This is a genomic window from Microtetraspora niveoalba (genome assembly GCF_001570405.1).
Lineage (GTDB): Bacteria > Actinomycetota > Actinomycetes > Streptosporangiales > Streptosporangiaceae > Microtetraspora > Microtetraspora niveoalba.
On the sequence record NZ_BBYM01000029.1, the window covers coordinates 103,946 to 124,461 of the forward strand.

Here is a 20,516-nt window from a genome sequence, read left to right on the forward strand (position 1 = left end):
CCAACTCCGGTGCCGCACAGGCCGGCGAGGCCGTATGGCACCGGAAGCCCACGGCGTTCTCAGAGAGGAAGACACGGGCTGGGCTTACCATGCCAGCTAACGGTCAGAGCATCGCGGGCACGGGTGGTGGCGACAAATAGCAGGGACCGAGCCTTACGCTGCTCGCGCTCATAGCGAATCGGGTCTTCGGTGCGGTAACGCTCAATGACGCTGGTACGCGGGATGATGCCGTCACTGGCGCCGACGATGGCGAGCCGCTGGTATTCGAGGCCCTTGAAGCGATGCATAGTGCCGACGTGAACCTCACCGTCACCCTTGGGGCCGTCCTTAGTGAGCTCAACGCACGTGATGCCTGCCTTGGTGACCAGGTAATACATGGTTTGGCTGACCATGTCTCTGTCGGCGACGCACACGGCGATGCGGCCACTTGGGTCGATAGGGGCGCCGTTGTCGTCGGTGGACAGTTCTGCGCGCCAGGTGTTCAAGGTGGCGGCGAGCCCGGCGAGTTCGTCATCCCACGTGTCGTACGGGACGAAGTCGGGTTTGGGGCCGTGCAGGACGGAGCGGTATCCGGCGATGGTCTCGGTGCCCTCGTCGAGGTCGTCGTAGAGGACCTTCACGTTCTTGCCCTTGGGTTCGACGACGCGAAGGGCCTCAGCGAGGATTTCCCTGGTCGTGCGATAGCTGAGGGTCAGCCGGGAAGCGCGCCCGCGGATGTTGATGCCGAGGACGCCGAGGGCGACCTGGTGATCGTAGATGCGCTGGTAGGTGTCGCCGACGATGAACATGTCGTTGGGCAGATCTGGGTCGGCCATGGCTCGCAGCATCTTCCAGTGCGCGGGACGCAGGTCCTGGGCCTCGTCGACGACGACGTGCCGATAGCGGAAACCGAGGTCGCGCATGCCAGAACTGTCGTCCCGGTGGGCAAGACCTTCACCGGGGACCTCCTTGCTGTTCTGGCGCCGGTCCCGGATCTTCGCTGCGCGTTCGATCTCAAATCGGGCGGCGCGCTCGGCAGCCTGGGCCCAAGTTTCGACTCCGAGCTGGTCGAGGTGGGCGGCGAACTGCTCAATGATCTTCCAGATGTGGTTGCGCTCGGGGCGGGTCAGCGCGCGGCCGCGGCCTGCCCGGCGGGCTTTGAAGTACTCGGAGCGAGTGAGGATCGACTGGCCGAGGATGACTTGTTCCCACTCTTCGAGAAGGAACTCCGGTTCCCAGCGCCGGTCGTCAAGTTCGGCCACCAGTTGGCGCATCTCGTTCAGCGCTACGTGGTCGTAAACGCGCTGCTTGGCACGTCCGGGGGACGTGTTCTCCCCCAGGACGCGAGCGGCCAACTGGTCGATATGGGCGATGTCCACGCGGGCCAACAGCTCAGGTTCAATGAGGGAGGCGAGCCTCAGGCGCAGATCAGTGGTGAGGTTCTTAGTGAAGGTGGTCAGCAGAATCGGCTTGTTTTGACCAGGGGGCAACTGCTCAGCGAGGTGCTTGACACGATGCAGAGCCACGATGGTCTTGCCTGTGCCTGGACCGCCGGAGACTCGAGCGGGGCCGTTGTAGTGACGGCGGACGATGCGTTCCTGTGTGGGGTGGAGAAAGACCTTCCAAGCGCGGAAGTCGCCCTCTTCGATCGCGTCGCGTACGGCGTCGTCGACTGCGGTCACCTTGGTGCGGGAGAGGGCTGCGGCGAAGTCGTCGGGGTCGGGACGCTGGTCGATTTCGACCGGAGCGGTGATCTCCTTGCGTACTTCGTCGACGTCCATCCCGGCGGCGAGACCATAGAGGACGTCCTTCGAGAGCAACGGGGCTCCCTCGACGAGCTGGTCGAGTTCGGCGCTCGTGGTCACGGTGAGCGCCAGCTCGATCAGCTGCTCCGCGACGCCGAGCTCGCGCAGTTGCCTGGCGTCGTACGCGGCCAGCAAGGCCGGTGCCGCAGGCTCTGGTGCGGGTGCCGGTGCGGGCTTGGGACCCTGCTCCTCTGGCTCTGTGGGGGTGAGGGTGATGCCGACCCTGCGCAGGGCGCTATCCCCGACGACGGCGAGATCCACGAACTCGATCTCGCCGGTGACGCGGTTGACCGCAACCTGGAGCTCTTCGTAGACATCCTTGCGGTGACGAACGGCGATAACCAGCCAGCTTTCGGTACCGTCCGCATCCACTCCGGTGGGAGTGAGCAGAGCCCGGTAGTCGTGGTCAACGCGGGCGGACCAGATGCGGGAGTCGCCCTTGAGCTTCTTCTTCCTGAGCCCAGGCAGATCTGGGTTGTTTCGGAAATTGTGGCAGAAGTCGTAGAACTGGGCCTTGACCGAGCGGTCGAGCCTGTATAGCTCCTGTTCCGCTTTGCGGTACAGGCTGAGCCGGGCGGTCATCGAGGAGTACCTTCCTCTGCGTTGGGAACCTTCTCGAGTAGTTCGTCAAGATGGGCGAGCCATTCGGCGGCGGTGCGGACGGTCCAGCCCTCCTCGGTGTACGCAGCGTCACGTCGCTGCGCCTCGCTGTCGTCGTCGCCCTGGTGGGCGGAGACAACGGCGATTTTGATGCCGTGGCCGTGCCAGGCGAAGTCGGCCAACCAGCGGCCTGAGCCCAGTTCATAGCCGAAGACAGGAGCCTGCTTGCCACGGTCGGCAAGCATCTCGGCAAGGCGGATCAGGTCCGGTGCCTCGTCGGGCTCTTCCCGCAGGATCTCCAGGATGTCCTCGTCCCAGGCGGCGTCTCGGAGTGCCTCGGCCACGGCGGCTTCGGCGGCCGAGCCGTGGTCCGGGGTGGCGGGGGCGACTACACCTACGGGCGAGCCGGTCCCCGGCACGCTGATTAGCGAGTCGAGCTCGCCGAGACCGCCGCACACCGCGAGAACCTCGACCTCGAAGTCGGCGGCCTTGCTGGTGGCGAGCTGGACGCCGTCGCCGCCGGCCAGGGATAGGAATTGGGTGAGGTTGGTCCAGTACAGCCAGGACCGCCAGCGCTCCTTGTGCTCGTCTGTGTCCAGCACGGCATCGCTGTCGTCGAGGATCGTGAGAGCGGTCCACTTGAGCGCCTCTGGATTTGCGGCATCCAAGGCGAACACGATCGGCAGTCCGCTGTCGTCCTGCGTGCGGAAAACATAGACGGGTCCGATACCGGCCGCGTCCGGCACGACCGGCTTGTCGTGGCCTTCCTCGGCGGAGAAGGCGGCCAGCTGATCACGGAGGGCGGCGACGAGCTCGCTGCGGCGCCCGGTCGCCGCAACCTGGGCTGTGCCCGGCTGGACGGCAAGCCCGGTGACCAGGGCGCGCGCTCGGCGCGTCCAGCGGTCCGGATTCGGGTCACGTAGGTAGGCGATCAGGGTGTCGATCGGGTTGGTGAAGACGGCGTCGGCGAAGTGGGCGCGCTGCCCGCCGTACTCCTCGTAGGCCGCCTTGGCCTGCTCCTGGGCACTCCCCTGGTACGGCGGCCAGACCGGCTTCGTACGGGTGGGCTGCTTCTCGAACAGATCGATGTCGGCCCAGGTGATTTGGAAGACGATCTCCCCGTCGGCGCGCAGGCGGGTGCGCTTCGCCGCGTCGGCGGCGATCTGGTTGTGCTCGCGGCTGGCGTGGAAGCGGAAGCCTTCGAGAAAGACCTTGACGCTCTGCACCGGGCCGTCGACACGGGTGAAAGTGAAATCGCTGACGCTGCCTTGGAGTCGCTCTTGCGCAGTCAGCCGCCAGTGCGTCACTCCGGAGCCGCCGGTGAAGCGCAGATGCCCGCTGGCATGACCGTCCTCGTCCAGTGATGCGCCGTCGGTGACCTTCGCCCAGTCGCGCAAGGCAGTCAGGAATCGGGCTTCCAGGTCGGATTCCACCTGGGCGTCCAGGCCGACCAATCCGGTGTGCCCGACATCGGTGGTCTCCCAGCCGTCCGCGCCGTCCTTCGTGAACAGCAGGGACTCCAGCATGGTCAGCGCGGACTGGCGCGAGACGATGTCCTGGAAGGGCTCAGGGGTGTAGCGGTGCAGGCAGCGATGGCAGGCCCGGCGCTGCTCCTCGGCGCACGGACAGTCCTTCAACATCTCGTACGCCGCGGTTAGGGTGTCGCGGAAGGCGATCGGGTCGGTGAGCCGGTCCAGGTAACCGGTGCCGCCGGGCAAGGAGTCGAAAAGCACCAGGAACCAGCGGCTCTTCCCGCTCTCGATGTCTGGCATGGAGGCCACGGTGGTGGCCAGGTGCTGCGGGTCGCCGCCGAAGTGCAGGTCCACGCCGAGCCGCAGGGCGGCCCTGAAGGAGTGCACTCTGGAGTCCACATCCGCAGTGGCGACCGGGATCAGCACCCGCAGCGCCTCGGTTTGCAGCTGGTGGGCGAGCAGTACTCGCTCATCCTTGGCGTCGCTCTTCTTACCGCGGCGCAGCGGGCACCACGGGCGATGGTGCTTGAGCCGCCCGCTGCGGGCGGCCAGAGAGTCCAGCTCGTCGGCATCGTGGTCGAAGACCGGCTGGCCGTCCGCGCTGGCCGCCCCGCACGCCGTGCACACGTGGAAAGGGTTGAGGCGCACACGGTATCCGGCGAAGTCGTCGCGAGCCGGAGCGTCATAGCGGACCGGTCCGACGTTGATCCGCCGGATCATGGCACGTCGGCAGTAGTCGACGCCGAACGTCTGGTGGGCGTGCCGCCACGAGCCGGGCTCAATGTCCTCCACTGGGATGTCCACCGCATCCACGACGGTGTAGGAGCGGCGGTCCCGGTCGTCCTTGTCGTCGCGGATCCGGGCGTCCTCGCGCTTGTCGCGCGAGGTGACGGTGGCAGGTTCAACGATCTGGAACAGGCACGATCCGTCGTCCGCGATGCGTGCGCTGCAGCGCGGGCACGGCGAGCGGTCTTCCTCTGCGTTCTCGGTGCGTACGTAGCCACAGCTGGAGCACACCCGCCAGGTGCGCCACCCCTGCCGACCGCCGGCAGTGATCTCCAGGCCGCTGATCCGGTGCTTGTAGCCGTTGACATAGAAGGTGTTACCGGGGGCCAGTTCCTCCAACGCAATACGTCGAGGCCGCTCGTAGGTGTAGGTGTCGGAGGTGTAGGTCACCCTGCCCGTCTCGGAGTTCACTCCGTCCTCGCCGAACAGCATCGCTGACAGGACGGTCGTTGAATCGATCAGCGCGTAGTTGGGCAGCAGTCCCAGATCGCACAGCGCGGCCTGCGCCGTGGTCTCCCCCAGGTTCATCAGGTACCGCCCGACGCCGCGCCGCTCGGCGTCCAGCTCGGCTTTCTGCCGTGCCTGGTCCGGATCGGAGTCGTGCAGCTCGTCGTGGGCCTCGTCGATCTCGCGCAGCCGGGCCCGCAATGCCCGCTCCCCCCGGAACCACTCCCGCTCGGCCTCCTCGACCGCGGCCTTTAGACCGTGTGTGGCGTATGCGCGCAATTCGGCCTTGGCCTGGTCGTTGACCCCGGTGGGGAACAGCTCCAGAAATCCGTCTGCGAGTTCCTCGCCCTGCGCGAGTGCCAGCTCCACCAGGTCGGCCAGATAGCCGGATGGCCCGAACAGGCGGGGTGCCTTGTGCGGCAGCGCGCGGAGCGTGATGCCATCGGCGCGTACCAGGCGTCTAGCGGCGGCGAGGTCCAGCAGATGGGCCAGGTACTGGCGACGGAGAATCTCGATGGCCGACAGGTAGCAGCCCGGCGGCACGATCGTGCCGGCGATCAGGTCCTTGGGGCGTTCCAGAAAGTACAGGTCACGGCGCCTGCGGTCCGGGATCGTCAGCAAGAACGCGTTACCCGTATGACGTCCGGCCCGCCCGACCTGCTGGGCGTAGGAGGCGGGGCGGCGTGGCAGCGCGGCCAGGACCACGGCTGACAGCGCGCCGATGTCGATCCCCATCTCCAGCGTCGGAGTGCAGGAGAGTACGTTGGGGGCCTTGAAGCCCGCCCCCTCTCTGAAGGCCCGCTCCACCTCCTCGCGTTGCGGGCGGGTGAGCATGCCGGTGTGCTCGGCGGTGACCACCTGATAGATGCCCGCCCCGCGGTACAGGAGCCGGTAGTAGTCGCGGGTGTAGTCGCGGTCGCGGTGGTGCACGCCCAACCCCTCAGACCGGTCACCGGCGACCAGGCGACCTCTGCGGCAGCGGTAAGAGGGGCAGGGCTGCTCGTGCCACTGGTCCAGCAGTGACGGGTGCACCGTCTGCTCCCAGAAGCACACGGGGCAGCGCACATACGCATGCCGCACCTGAGTATCGTCCAGCAGCTGGGCCTCGATATTGCCTGGCTTGAGGCCATAGACGCGCAGCGAGGTGTCGCGGGGCGTTCGCACCGACAGCAGCCCCAGCGCGGCGAGTTCGGGCAGCAGCTTGGACCAGAACTCCGGTGACATCTCCCTTGGCAGCCCCAGGCAGCGTCCGGCCCACCGCTCATGCCAGGAGAGCCGACCAGTGGCGAAATCGAAGTCGCTGCCGTCCTTGCTCCGGCTCAGCAGGAAGACCGGCGCCGCGATCCCCTTGGGGAAGGCCCGCATGCCTCGCGCACGCCCGCCCCAGATGTAGTAGCGGTTGGTTCCCGCATCGTCCACGTACCTGCTCAGCCACTTGTGGGCGACCGCGCCTCGAGTGCGGAGCCGCTCAAGGAAGATCCGCACCAACGCCAGGTACCGTGCGTCGTCCTGGGCGATCAGTGGCACCCTGTCACGGAGGCACTCTTCGTGGATCCGTTTCACCAGTGCCACCACAGCCGCCTGGTCGTCGATACGCACGTGCGCGGCGGCGGTCCTGGTCAGCTCCAGGGTGCGGCCGTTGCGGGAGCGGAATCCGAACTCCATCAGGGCCTCGAAGGCGAGGCGCTGCCCGATGAGCCGCCACGTCGCCATGTCGCCGCCACGCCCCTGGCCGGACAGCAGCCGGTCGACTCCCTTGTAGACGTGCAGATCCGGCGGCACCACCGCAGCGAGGGTGTCCTTGTCCGTCGTGGCCTCGACCACGTCCGCGATGAGGTCGTTGAGCGCCGTCGGCTCGTCGTGGCGCAGGTGCTTGGCCAGCAGGGCGCGCAGCGAGAAGGTGTATGAGCGGTTGGCGACGAATCCGGCCCGGTGCGCGGCGTCCTGCACCGAGTCGTTGAACATCAGTGTCTTGTCCTCGTGCCGCTTCTTGTCGAGCTCCCCGCCCGTGAACAGCTGTGTGATCGACGCCGCGGCCATCGCGGCGGAACCGGTGCCCAGGTAGCGAATCGCATTGCGCTCGCCACACGCTGGGCACCAGTCCTCCTTGGCTGCGGTGTTCGCCACCGGGCCGCCGAAGTAAACAAGTACGAACGCGGAGTCGCGGGCTGCCAGCCGTGGCTCCCCGGTGTTCCTGTCGTAGTCGTTAAGCGGATCGGGCAATCGCAGCCGCTTGCGCGCGCCGTCCAGCACCATAAGCAAGCCACCGCTGCCCTGCGTCGCCGAGGCGCCGCTGACGCCCCTGCCGCCGACCGACGCCGGCCCTACCCCAGAGCCTTCGCGCGCCTCACGATCGGTCGCCGCGATCAGGTTCCGTACCCGGGCCTTGTCCTGTCCGAGCGAGGCGCGCCGGATCTTGAAAGTGTCGAATTGAACGTCGTGGTCGTCGCTCTCCGGAGAGAACACCGCCCAGCCCGACCTGCCGCAGTCCCGGCAGTACACGGCCGGCAGGAAAAGATTGGCGTTCTGCGCCGACGTGGCCGTCGTCACCGGCACAGAGCGCTCACTGTCCGTAACGCTCGCGTCCGCTATGCCGGCAACATCCCAGCGGAACTCCGCCTTCGGCCACGGAAGCACACCCCGCAGCAGCCGGGACACCGAACGCGCCCACTGGTGCACCTCGACGTGGACGAGCGGGCGCGGCTCATTCGGCGGAGACTGGGGGTCACGTGCATGCGACAGCAATGCCACGAACCGGGCCAGCGCCTCCGCGGCCTTCTCCGGCTGCCGAGCCACGGCCTCCGCCCAACCGGCCGCTCCCGCCCGCCACATGATGTCAAGCACCTCGGCGCCGGTCTTCAACTCACCGTCCAGCGCCTGCATCACCGCCCGGGTGAAGAGGTGCCGTTTCAGCATTCCCCCCAACTGAAGCGGATCGTCATCACGGACTCCGGTCACCGCCTCAATGAGGTCGAGCAGCGCCTCCTCGCCGGACGCGGGATCGGGCAGCGCGAGCAGCTCGTCCGGTGTCGGAAGCCGCTGCATCGTCACTTCGGTAAGCGGGATGAACTCCTCCACCGACAGCCGGTTCTCCCCGACGATCGACTCGGCGGTGAACTCCGTGCCGAAGACGTCGGTCGCCACCTGCAGCAGGCGCGCCACCTCGCCGTCGCCCGCCCCCGACGCGAGCGTCGCCGACGTCGCCACCGGGCAGATGCGCCCCAGCGGGCGTCCCTTCTCGGACGCGCCGACCGCGGACGCGAGCCGCCGCAGCAACATCGCCACATCTGTACCCTGCGCTCCGTCGTACGTGTGGAACTCGTCCACCACGACGTATCGGATGTCCGACTCCCGCCACAACATGGCGTCGTCCTCGCGTTGCAGCAGCAGGTCCAGCATCTTGTAGTTGGTGATCAGGATGTCCGGCGGCGACAACTGCATGTCCGAACGCCGTGTATGCACCTTCTCGTACTGCGTCACCGCCCGGTCGCCGATGTACAGCCCCGCCCGCAGCCTGCCCAGATCGTCGTTCTCCTTGAGCAGGTCGTTGATGCGCTGTGCCTGGTCGGTCGCGAGCGCGTTCATCGGGTACAGGAACACCGCCTTCACGCCGGTCTTCCCCGCCCTCCGCTCCCGGCGGCAGTGATCGAGCACCGGGTAGAGGAACGATTCCGTCTTGCCCGAGCCTGTGCCCGTGGTGACGATGGTCGGCTGCGGCGTGTGCCCGTTCGCGGAGGTCAGCCGCGCGAACGCCACCGCCTGATGCGCGTACGGCGTGAACCCCGCACGCTGCCACTCCAGATGCTCGCGCCACTCCTCGCCGGCGGTCGTGAAAGGCGTATGAATCCGCAGATACGGCCCCCGGAACATCCCTGATGTCTCGTCCCCGAGGAACCGGTGCAGCGCCTCACGTGCCCCCTCGTCGCTGAGCGCGTACGTCGTCGACAGGTACTGCAGCAGGCTCTCCTTGAGCGCCCGCGCCTGAAGCGTCGGCCTCACGGCTTCGGTACCTCCTGTTTGACTGGATCCCACGCGCCACGGGCGATCGCTTCATCGAGCCGCTTCTGAAAGACGGCGTGCGCCTCGCGCATCTCCGTTTCGCGATCCGCCTTGTAAAAGGGGGCCGTATAGCTCTCGGGAACGGCGCTGATCTGCGGAGATTTTAAGTACGCCTCGAACTGCTTCCAGTGCTCCTTATCCTGACCATGGCCATAGGTATACCGATCGCCAGCGATTTTCCGCTCGTTGGCGTCAAACCAGGTCACTAGATCAAAGTCCTGCATAATGGGGAATCGCGCCCGATACATGGTGACAAGAGTGTCGGCGTCAATGCCAAGCCATGCGGCGACAAGGGCATCGATTTCGACCAGAGCCGCTCGGCGGGCATATTCAGAACGGAGTGGTATGTCGCGCTGCCAGTCCGGCGTCACGGCGTGGAGTTCCGTCTTCATACCCTTCCAGACGCGAGCCCAGGGTTCATATGTCACCCAGGTGGGGTCAAAGAGCTCCTGCCACAGGTTCGCGTAGGCGGTGGTGAGGCAGTTCAGACGGAGAGTTCGGAGGAGAAGGGCAGGAGCGAGAGGGTGGTCGGTCTGAGGAGCGGGCATTGCGTGTGCTCCTGCAACCTGGAGGTCGCCTCGGCCAGTTGTACGTAAGAAGTAGTCCAGTGGCAGTGACGCCCAGAACCCAGCCATGAGCACAGTCGCTCTCGGGGTGGGCATCGCCAAGCTGTGAACCATGTGGACATGCGCTGGACCAGGAGGGATGATCGCGGCGAACAGGGCACGCTCAGTGTCAGGAGCGATCTGCCGCCGCCACGCCAAGCGATAAAATTCTGTGTAGGGCCGAGTCGCCATAGCGACAAGCGCCTCGTCCACCTCCTTGTCTGTGATCTTTGCCTCAGGGAGTTTCAGTGTCTTGGCTAACCTGGCCCGCACTATCGAGATCTCTTGCTCCGAGGCGCGCAATTTCTCAAGCCGTACGTGATTCAACCACCTGCCTTGCGCGGCGCGATACGTACTGTCGTCTGCCACACGCCGGTACTCGGACTCCGGTACGACGTCAGACGGAATCTGCACATGATCGAGTCCTCGCACCTCGCCACCGCCTTGACTGGGCTGCTTGAAGAGCGGGTTGGCCACGCCAAGCTGCGGACCCTTGAGGATGACTTCGTCCCAGGAATCGACTTGATAGTCCGCGAGTCCTTCCCGGTTCGTGTTGTAGTCGATAAGCGGAGTGTTCTTGCCAGCACCGAATACAGGCTTCTTTGCGCCACTCTCGTCGAAACCACGGGTGATCTGCGGCCCGAGCGCGCCGAGCCGCAATGGATACCCAGCCAGCGCGTCGATGGCTAAGTCCTCCGCTGTACTTACCGGTGAAAGTAGTCGAGCCTGCTCGACCGGCACGTCCTGCTCGCTTGACAGTCGCTGCCACCGGGCCAAGGTGTGCGGCGTGACACGGATGACGCGCCGCTTGTGTGGGCGCTCGTCCCACGCGCCCCGGAACTTCACCCCGGGTGCGTCGCCACTGCCATCGTGAGCGGCAGAGAGGCGCAGCGAGTCAACCGAGAAGAGCCAGGACAGGTGGTCGAAAGAGATCTCGCCGGGTTCCCCGTAGATATGCACGCCAAAGTGGCTGGATCTGCCGACAGGGGGTGGGAAGAAGCGGTTGCCAGCGTTGACGAAGTCCGCATGCACACGCAGCCGCCGATATGCCGCTTCCCTAAGAGCGGCATCCTTGTCGCCATTGAAGTGCGTGTCAGGGTGGATGAGCCCAACGCTGCCACGAGGTGCGGTGTGGTCCCACATCTGGCACATGAAGGCGCGGTAGAGGTCCGGCTGACTACCCGCGATGAGTGGATATACCTGCGAAGCCGAGAGATAGTTAGCAATGGTGACGGTCGAGGTCACCTCGCTCAGCAAATATGCAGCCACTTTAGGCTTCGCGAGCTCGTCACTCCGGCGCTGCTTCTTGTCTGCCGCCGACGGCTTTTCCGTGAGCATGAACCATGGCTCGTACTCGGCGAGGACGGAGTTCTCCTTCCACTCTGGCCGCACCCACGGCGGGTTGCCTACCTGGAGGTCGAAGCCGCCGCCTCGTGCGAAGACGAGGGCGAACTCCAGCTCCCAGTGCAGGAAACCCTGTTCTTTCGCGATGTCGCGCACCGTCCGGAGCCACGGGAACCGGTCCTCGGGATTGCCGGGGTCCATTCCCATGAAGGGGGGAATCGTTTGTTCGAATTTCTTCAGTTCATCGAGACTCTTGGAAGCGTCGAGGAGGGTTCCTTCTGGCACCTCGGCCGTACCTAGCATGGCCTCCAGGAACTCCAGCCAGTCGTCAAGGTCCTTGAGCGGGACGATCCGGCGCTTATGCGGCGTCTTCGGTTTCGCCGCCTTCTTCTGCTCCTTCGGCCCGACCTTCTTGAACTCCACGACCGCGTCGTCATCCGCGGTCGACTCCAGGTCCCAGATGGTGGTTTGTTCCGGCCCCACTGCGAATAGGGCCATCGTCTCGACGAATCGCGGCGCGGGCTTCGGCACCGGGATAGCCGGCGGCTCAGGAGGCTCCCGGGGCTCGGGCTCCTCCCCGGTCAGGGGCATCCCGCCGAGGGCCTCGTGGAGCTCCTCGGCGTCGCTGACCACGCTGTGCGTCCCGTACTCGCCGTCGGTCCCGTCCAGCAGCCCGGCCTTGTCAACCGGCCAGAACCACAGGGCGCACCAGGCGTCCATGACCGTCTTCAACCGCCAGTACGGAGTGTCGACGGCGTTGAAGAGGTCTTCCAAGACTTTTTCCTTCGGCACCGCCTGGTCGGGGTACTGGAGGAAGGCGTACTCGGGATCCGCGGGATCGGCCTGCCAGACATCGATCCGGCGTGCGATCTCCCTCTCGGAGAGTTGCATGCGCTTGACGACGGCCGACCAGAGGAACTCGACCTTCCGGGCGGCGTCCCGCAACCGTGTGAACTGCGAGGGCGCTTCCCGCTTCGGCTGCTTGGTCCTCGGGTCGAGCTTGGGGCTGCCGTCCTTGTTGAGGTGTGCGGTGCTGCGCTGGGGGCGTTGCAGGATCCCCTTCCTCCATGCGGCGAGCCGTTCCACGCCTTCCTTGGCGAGTCCCTTGGCCTCGGCCGAGCCCGTGACCGCGGCCCAGCCCGGATTCGGCAACAGGAACTGGTGCACCGCGTCGTCGGGCAGCAGCTGTGGCTCGCCGTTCTTGAGGAAGGGAAGCGGCGTCGGCGGCAGCGCGCCCTTGGCCTTCAGCCATGCCTTCTCGATGCCAGCGACGTCGTCTCCGGAGTAGACCGCGCGGCGAGCGCCGATAAGGGAGTTGCCGCGGCGCAGATGCAGGCCGAACCACGGAGCGCGCATGCCCGGGTGCATGGTGTTGAGCCAGAGCGACACCTCTGCCAGCTCAACGCCGGTGGCGTTGAGGTCCACACCATAGGCGTTGTGCAGTGCGATGTACGCCTTGGCCTTCTGCTTCTCTGTGATCGCGTCGGCCGCCGGGATGGTGATGTCGAGTTCTTCCTGGCGACGCCGTAGGTATTCGTCGGCGACTTGGTTGATGGCCTCGTTGAGAAACGCGCCCGAGCCGAGCGCCGGCTCGCAGATCTTGTACTTCAGCAGCTCGGAGGCCCGCGTCTTGATCACGTTTCCGTTCTCGTCGCGCTCCTGGTCGAGGCGGTTCTTGAGGGTGAGCTCGACGGTGACCTTGGTCAGTGACTCAGGGGTGTAGTACGAGGCGGACGTTTCCCGGTCGCGGCCCGCGAGCCGGTAGACGAAGGAGCCCCGGTCGTACTTCTTGGGTCCGCGCAGGCCCTTGCGGGCGTCGGCCTCGTCGTAGTGGACGAGGGTATTGTCCGGGTACTGGTTCTGCTTGCGCGATGGGATGAGCCAGGAGCCCTGCTCCGGGTCGCCGCCCTTGGCCACCTCGCACAGCTCTTCGTCGGCGATGATGCCGGTGTAGGACATCAACCCCTCGTAGACGGCGCCGAGTTGGTTGATGCCGAGATTGCGGTAGGAGATGAAGCCGCCACGTTCGCCGCGCCTGCCCTTCTGCATGGTGAGGAGTCGCAGCACTTCGTGGAGGGCCTCGTTGCGCAAGCGCAGGTCGAGCCAGCGCGGCTCGTCGTCCTCATCGCTGCGCGGGTCCAGGACGCCAGTGCCGATGAGGCGGATGGCGGTCGGTTCGAAGAGTTCGCTGCGCAGCGGTTCGAAGCGCAGGCCGCGGTCCTCGCTACGGCGGGCGGCCTTGGCCTTACGCGTCTCCTCGTCGTCACCGGGCTGATCGTCGTCGGGTTCGGTGCCGTACTCCCGGTGGCCGAAGTTGACCTTGTTGAACAGGACGTCTAGGGACGCGTAGAGATGGAAACCGTTCCTGGCCTCCTCCTCGACGAGTTCTTCATCGCGCCCCACGAGCTCCCTGAGGCGAGCCATGGAGTAGCCGGCCTCGTACGATCCATCGTCGGCGGGGAGGATGCCCAGTTCGGGACGGGCTTCCGCGTAGAGCAGGAACAGGATGCGGTAGAGGTAGCGCAGCGCTTCGCGAGTGAGTTCCCGGGCGAAGGGGATCTTGGGGCTTGCGATGTCGGTAGGGGTGACGTTGTTCGTCGGCTCGGCCATCCGGCGAAGAACTTCGTTGGCGATGATCTCCACCGAGCGCTGTAAGCCGTAGCGCAGTTCGCTGGAGACGCCGACCGCGTTGTCGCTCGAGGACTTGAGCAAGGCATCGATCGCGCGGCTCCGGTCGTTCTCGCCGGGGCGGAGCATGTCGAGGCTGAACAAGGCGGCGATGGTGGCGAGCTCGCCCTGCTGGGTGCGGTCATTGCGCTCCAGCGCGGCGTCGAGGTTGGCCGCGAGGTAGCGGCCTTCGCTCCAGGCGTGGCGGTCGGCGAGCAGGATCACACCGCCGCACAGCAGCAGGATGAAGCGTGGGTGTGGGCCGCCTGCTTCGCCGAGTTCGCTCTGAAAGAGCCAGGAGGCCAGAGCCGCGCCCGTTTCGTATGACTCGCTCGCGCTCACACGCAAGGGCGACAGCAGTCGCCCGGCGCCATCGGCGTTGAGGGCATAGTCATTGACGGCGGCCCAGCCGCAGTCGAGGGCGATGATGCCGTGTCCGTGATAGGCGACGGTGAGGGTGTGGTCGCGGCCGGCTCGGTGCACGGTGAGTTCAGCCGATGTGGTTTCGTAGCCCAGGGCACGCAGGACCATCTGGTGCCACTCCTCGAGCCGCTTGATCCACTCTGGGTTGTTGTGCGTGGCGAGGCGGGCTTCATCCTCAGCGTCAGCCTGGGTGGTCTCGGCGAAGTAGCTGCGCAGCTTCTCTGTGAGGTACGGGGTGCGAAGGGTGCGTAGCAGTTCCCGCGGGGTCCTACGCGGGTCATTCTCGTCACCCTCACGCGAAGTCCAGGTGGCGAACAAGCCCTTCTTCAGGTCGCTGCCGAGTTGTTCGGCGAAGTAGTGCGCGGAGAAGTACTCGCCGCGGTTGGTGAAGGAGGCGAAGTCGGTGCTCATCGTGTGCTGCCTCCTTCGGCGACAGTGTGCGGCTCGAGCACAGCCAGCAGGCGCAGCATCGGCTCGCCCGCCGTCTCCAGTGACTTGATCAGTTGCAGCCGCCGCCTGGCTGTCTGGTCCAGCTCCGCTTCTTTGGGGCGGGAACTGGCGAACAGCGCTTCCTGCCTCCACTCCGCGACCCGTTGGCGGTAGGGAGCGAGGGTCGCGTCGATCTGCTTGCGGTACTCGACTTCGAGAGCGACGAGATGCCGCTGTGCGGCATCGATCGCATCCGGCACCAGCGCGCGGAGGCAGGACAGATCCCGGGGAGTCGCGCGGCCGGGCATGTTCGGACCGACACCGTAGCGCTCCAGTACCTCCGCGGTCAGCGTTTCCACTACGGAGGCGTCAGGGAGCTGGGAGACAGCCATCCATTCGACGACGGTGGGCTTGCCGAGTGCGTTGGAATAGATGCCCTGTACCAGGTACGTCGGACCGTCCACGGTGGCGGAGAGCACGGGGGCCTGGTGACGGCCGACCTCGACCAGGACCTTGTCTGTGAGCCAGTCCAGAACCGGATGGATGTCGGTGACATACGAAACGTTCGGCCACTGGGAGGCGGTGGTCTCTCGTGCCGCCTTCAGGCGTGCGCCGGCGAGTTCCTTGGAGAAGGTGATGCGCATCCGCCCCGGCTGAGTCTTGCGCGGCAGGATCTGCTGCTCGTCCAGGTACGACTTGGGAAGCGCCTTGAGCCGGTACAACAGGTCACGCGGGGGCTCGAAGGCGATGGTGCCATCGTCGTCGCGTCGCAAGGACAGCATGTCCTCGGGATTGGGGTGGCAGACCTGCCGCAGCGCCTCTTCGAAGTAGTCGGCTGTGGACCGGAAGAGCGTCGGCACCACGGCGCGGGCCACGTCGGGGTGTTCGTGGACCGCACCCACCTGACCGAGAATCCCGGCGAGGAAGGAGGCGCCGTTTTGCTTCGAGCGCTTGATGGACTCCTCGACCGTACGGCCCGCGATCAGGTCCTGTGTCAGGCGGTCCTCCTCCTCCTTGGCGCGGTACAGGCCGGTAACGGCCTCGGCGGACCCTTCGATCTTGTGGGCCTCCTCCTCACGTCTGAGCAGCTTCTCGCCCACCAGACGGTCATCCAGAGTTCGGGGCTGTCCGGTCGTCTCGTCCGTGCGCCACGGTATGTCGCTGGTGAGGATCAGCGCGCGAAACTCAGGCTGCCGTTCCTGTCCATACCGGTCGATGCGTCCGTTGCGCTGCTCGATCCGGATCAGGGACCACGGCAGGTCGTAATGGATCAGCAGGTTGCACTGCTGGTGCAGGTTGACGCCCTCGGAGGCGACATCTCCGGTGAACAGGATGCGTACGGGGTCGTCGCGCAGCCCGAACTTCTCGACGATGGCCTGCTGTTCCTGATCCGTGGTGGCCTCGCCGTGCATGACCAGGACGGCCCCCCGAAATCCCAGCCAGGGCTTCTTCTCGTCCGGGCTAGCAATCCGCTCGAAGCCCAGGGCGGCGGGGACGGTCTGAGCCAGCCACTTCGAGGTGGGGATGCTCTCCGAGAACACCACCACACGGGTATCGGACCCGGGCCCGACACCCATACTGCGTAATTCGTCCACCAGCGCCGCCAGCTTCGCCGAGTCCTGATCCTCGATCTGCTCGGCGAGGCGTCGCAGGTCCACCAGCGCGGCCCGCTCCGCCTCGCGCGCTGCGGGATCGTCGGGCCGTGTCTGTCGCCTCACACCGTTCCGGGGCTTGCCGGCTGCCGGATCGTCGAGGTTCCCGATCCGGGTTTTGATTGTTTCCAGCAGGGCCCTGTGCGAAGACAGGAACGACTTCAGCAACCGATACGGAACCAGCTGGTGCCTGCTCACCGATGGCATCGACGGATCGGCGGGAATCCACCGCGTGGCCAGCTCCTTGAAGACCGCACGCTCCTTGTCGGTGGCCGCAACATGAATGGGCTTGGATGGGCCGCGATCCGCCCAAGCGCCCTTGAGCGATTCCCGAACCTCCCGTGAGGTCTTCGTGCGCCGGATGTAGAGATGGCTGAGGTCAGCTACCTCGTACTGGGACGGGTTGGCGATCGCCGCCTCGTCCAGCATTTTGACGAGCTCGGCAAACGAGGCAGCATCGCCGTTGTGTGGGGTGGCCGAGGCCAGCACGAGCGCGTCGTTCGTCTTGCGTGCCAGCAGGCGAGCCAGTGCGTTGTTCTTGGTACCCCGGTTGACGAGGTTGTGGGATTCGTCGATGACGACGGCGTCCCAGTCGGTGCGCTCCAGATGGTGCGCATACACATCGCCCTTCAGGGTGTCCATCGAGATGATCACGCGCTTGAAGTATGCGAACGGGTTACGCCCCGCGGGGATGTCCTGCTGCACTCGTTGAATACCGGTCGAGTCCAGGCGGACCAGCGGGATCCCGAACCTGGTCCACAGCTCACGTTGGAACTGCTCCAGCACGTGCTGCGGCGTCACCACCAGGATTCGCTCGCCACGCCCGCGCCGGATGAGCTCCGCCAGGAGCACCCCAATCTCCAGAGTCTTGCCGAGGCCCACCACATCCGCGATGAGAATCCGCGGCTGTGGGTTCTTCATCGACAGCGCCAGTTCTGCTGGTCGCAGTTGGTGGATCTGCTGGTCCATGAGGAAGTTGTCTGCCAGCGCCAGTCCATGCTCGGTCTGCGGGAGGAATGTCTTCCGGATGATCGCTTCGAGGAAGAGCCGGGACCGGCGGTGATTCGGCGAATCGTCCGGCACCAGTCTGGTCTCGCGCGGATCCAGCTTCTGAACAGCGTCCAGCCGGTCGTAGAAGGTGGCGTCCATTCCGCGGACAAATGGAGAGATGCCGGTGACCTCGACCATCCACCCGTCACGATGAGTGGGCGTGCACTTGCGTACGAGCCATAACTCGTCGCGGATCAGAACCTGGGCCCCTGGCGCATACCCTCCCGAGGCCGGTAACTCCTCCGACGAGATTTCGTCAGGCTCCGAGGCGTCCCGTATCGCATCGCTCCGACCGTCCACGGTTCCTGCCTCGACGCCCAACGCCCGCTCCGATTCCTCACCCACGGGGCCACCCCACGCCATTCGACTTCACATGGCGTACGGACGGCTCCAAGCCTGCTCCATACAGTCGTCCGCCGCCTCATAAAGGATGACGGCAAGATCATCACAGTTCGGCATCCACCGCGTACTCCGCCCGCAACTCGTCTGCAACCCGCTTCGACGCCGGTAGCCGTCCGCCTGTGTCTCGCGGCCTCGATTCCGTCTTCGGGGACACGACAGGCTCCGCGGACGTGGGCGTCTGTTCCTGTTGCTCTGCATCCCCCGTTTCTGGCTCGCTGGTCTCAGCATCAGCTCGAAGACCATCGAGGGGCGAGTCCGGGCCCATCTCCATGGCCTTGGCCCGGTCCTCGAGCAGTTTCTCGAACGACGGAGACAACGTCTCCGTAGCTGCGTCGGGTGCACCATCGACGGTCGTCCGCGCGATCAACGCGAGCCGCGCGTCTGCCGGTGTCAATCCGGCGGACTTCACTAACGTCTGGCATGCCTCGGCTACTGCATCAAGCGTCGGCCGATTCTCCGGGGCATGAGCGAGCATCGAGGAGATCAACGGCTTGAGCCCCTCCGGCACTGCTTTCAGGTTCGGACCGATATCAGGGTTCGTCACCTGCACAGCGACGGCCTCCCACGTCGCACCGTCGTACGGGTAGTGACGGGCCGCCGTGTACAAGAGCACTGCGCCGAGTGCGTACACGTCTGCTGCGGGTGTCACCTTTGGGTTCCCGCCCGCCTGCTCCGGTGGCATGCAGCGCACGGTCCCGATGATCATGCCGCTGTGCGACAGGGACTCCTTCGCGGCATCCGTGAACGCGCCGAGCCCGAAGTCGATAATCATGGGGCCTTCTTTGCCCATGATGACGTTCTGAGGCTTGAGATCCCGGTGTAGCAACCCCGCGGCATGCACAGCGGCAAGCCCCTCAGCCAGCAAAGCACCTAGGCTAGCGACCAGCGGCAAAGGGAGAACGCCGTCCTGGTCCACATAGGCCAAGAGCGTGCGCCCGGCCACGTACTCCATTGCCAGCCAGGGTCTGTCTGCGAACGGGTCGGCATCCAGGAAACGCGCCACCCGGTTGGTGCCGATCACCGTTCGTGCTATCAGCGCTTCCTTCTCGAAGCGCGCCCGGGTATGGGGATCGAGCTTGTCACTCCGGATCAGCTTCACCGCCACCGGATCACCGCTCGGGGTGTAAGCGAGGTACACCTCCCCCATTCCCCCCGACCCCAGCTCTTTGGCCACGGTGTACCGGCCAATCCGCTCAGGCGCTTCCGTCATTCGCTGCTCAACACTCCTTGCACACGCCCGTACGCCAGCTGATCCAGCTGATCAAGGTCCGATTAAGCCTAATCGTTCCCGGTTCCCAGCACGCGGGGTTCTGCCGCCTCCGCCCTGTTTTGCTGAGCGGCACTCTGAGCCCTGATGCGCCCTGATCAAGCGATGAACTCAGCAGGAAGGTTGGTCCAACGGCCTACGCAGTGCACTCGCTGCCCCTTGCACATGACCAAACCGATCCAGTCGACGTGCGTCATCGGAGGCGCGGCAACTGTCACGTTTGCCCGACCTCAGTTGGGTTGTCCGCCCCTCGTGGACAGGCATCCTCTGCACCATTCACGAGAGCACATCTTGGGTCCTTCGGCTGCCATTCGAAGCAGTAGGCAGGAAATGTGAATCCCTGTCGCCTATCATCGACTTTTGAAACCAGTGGGGGTTATGACGAAGTAGCGCCTCGTGGGGCAGCTGACGGGAGGCGTGTGGACAAGATTGTGGTCGAGGAACGGTCCATAGAGCTGCCCGCGCGGTGGTCCAAAACGATCGAGTTCAACAAGAACACTGCACGTCAGCTTCTGGTTCCCCCGAGAAAAGCTCGGATCCTCACCGGAGGAGGATCGGCATGGGCAGTCGCTGACGGCCATCGCTGGCCAATAGCCGCAGCACCGGCATCCGCCCATGCTGACCTCATCCGAAGGAAGGACGGCCGCCTGGCGTGGGTCAGCGGGAAACTGCCAGACACGCCAGCCAAGGTTCAGTCCAGCCTCGCAGGTGCCTTCCGCTTGCCTGCGCTCAGTTCCTCCTCACCGAGCCATCAAGGCCTGCGGTCTCCACAGATTGGAGCGCTCCTGGCAGTCTTCGCCCATTGGACCACCGGAAGCCTTCAGCCTGCGACGGTCGTCATGCCCACGGGAACTGGGAAGACGGACACCATGGTCGCGGTTTTCGCGGCAGAACGCCCCGAGCGATTGCTTGTGCTCGTTCCTTCCGACGTGCTACGTAGCCAGACCGCCGGCAAATTTGAAACCCTCGGCGTCCTTCCGGAGCTCGGGGTAGTGAGCGACCAGGCAAAGCGGCCTGTCGTCGGGCGCGTAGGGCACAGCTTCGAGTCTGTGGACACTGCTCGTGCCTTCGCGCGGGCGTGCAACGTGGTCGTGGCCACGCCTTCGGCCTTGTCCGAGTCCGACGAGTCCGTACGGCAGGCCTTTCTAGGTCCTGTTTCCCGGATCTCCTGATGTGATCAGGGTGTCGCCCCCACCCTGGTCGGCATGGGAGGCCGAGGAGATTTAACCAACGCGGAGTGGGAGCGGCTGAAGCCATTGCTCCCACCCGCGGGAACACGCGGTGGCCGGTGGAGTGAGCACCGCATGGTCATCAACGGGGTGTTGTACCGGGCCCGGACCGGGCTGCCGTGGCGAGACCTGCCGGAACGCTTCGGGCCATGGCTCACGGTGTACAAACGGCATCGCCGCTGGTCTGCCGACGGCACCTGGGAACGTCTGCTCGCGCAGGTGCAGGCCGCCCAGGACGCTGAGGGCGGGATCGACTGGGAGGTGTCGGTCGACTCCACGACGGCTCGAGCGCACCAGCAC

The 20,516-nt window shown here is 65.6% G+C and carries 7 protein-coding genes; 2 read left to right on the forward strand and 5 right to left on the reverse strand.

Annotation, left to right across the window (positions count from 1 at the left end):
• Positions 1-59 precede the first annotated feature (59 nt).
• From AWQ70_RS26890 to AWQ70_RS26910, 5 genes are all read right to left on the reverse strand, one after another.
• Positions 60-2,366 carry a UvrD-helicase domain-containing protein gene (locus AWQ70_RS26890; protein ID WP_067181588.1) on the reverse strand — a complete coding sequence of 769 codons (2,307 nt, stop codon included), beginning with the start codon at positions 2,364-2,366 and terminating at the stop codon, positions 60-62.
• Positions 2,363-9,088: a DEAD/DEAH box helicase family protein gene (locus tag AWQ70_RS26895; protein ID WP_067181592.1), complete on the reverse strand. Its 6,726-nt coding sequence runs from the start codon at positions 9,086-9,088 to the stop codon at positions 2,363-2,365. Before AWQ70_RS26895 ends, AWQ70_RS26890 begins: the two co-directional genes overlap by 4 nt.
• The gene (locus tag AWQ70_RS26900; RefSeq protein WP_067181595.1) at positions 9,085-14,598 is read right to left on the reverse strand and encodes a hypothetical protein; all 5,514 of its coding nucleotides are present in this window, start codon (positions 14,596-14,598) and stop codon (positions 9,085-9,087) included. The genes AWQ70_RS26895 and AWQ70_RS26900 overlap by 4 nt, the downstream gene beginning before the upstream one ends.
• Positions 14,595-17,456: an SNF2-related protein gene (locus AWQ70_RS26905; protein ID WP_245647168.1), complete on the reverse strand. Its 2,862-nt coding sequence runs from the start codon at positions 17,454-17,456 to the stop codon at positions 14,595-14,597. The genes AWQ70_RS26900 and AWQ70_RS26905 overlap by 4 nt, the downstream gene beginning before the upstream one ends.
• A gap of 307 nt (positions 17,457-17,763) precedes the next feature.
• Positions 17,764-18,930, reverse strand: coding sequence for a serine/threonine-protein kinase (locus AWQ70_RS26910; RefSeq protein WP_067181598.1), 1,167 nt, complete (start codon positions 18,928-18,930; stop codon positions 17,764-17,766).
• Positions 18,931-19,406: 476 nt separating this feature from the next.
• On the opposite strand from AWQ70_RS26910, the gene AWQ70_RS38015 reads away from it, so the two are divergent.
• Together AWQ70_RS38015 and AWQ70_RS26920 are read left to right on the forward strand one after the other, a co-directional pair.
• A complete protein-coding gene (locus AWQ70_RS38015; RefSeq protein WP_218004672.1) occupies positions 19,407-20,159 on the forward strand; it encodes a DEAD/DEAH box helicase family protein in 753 nt (250 codons plus the stop codon).
• A gap of 33 nt (positions 20,160-20,192) precedes the next feature.
• Positions 20,193-20,516: IS5 family transposase (locus AWQ70_RS26920; RefSeq protein ID WP_084517857.1), on the forward strand; the 324-nt coding region annotated here is incomplete at its 3' end.

Coding starts and splice junctions, on each gene's coding strand:
- AWQ70_RS26890 (WP_067181588.1), bottom strand. CDS start 2,366: ATGACCGCCCGGCTCAGCCTGTACCGCAAAGCGGAACAGGAGCTATAC.
- AWQ70_RS26910 (WP_067181598.1), bottom strand. CDS start 18,930: ATGACGGAAGCGCCTGAGCGGATTGGCCGGTACACCGTGGCCAAAGAG.
- AWQ70_RS26900 (WP_067181595.1), bottom strand. CDS start 14,598: ATGAGCACCGACTTCGCCTCCTTCACCAACCGCGGCGAGTACTTCTCC.
- AWQ70_RS26905 (WP_245647168.1), bottom strand. CDS start 17,456: ATGGTCGAGGTCACCGGCATCTCTCCATTTGTCCGCGGAATGGACGCC.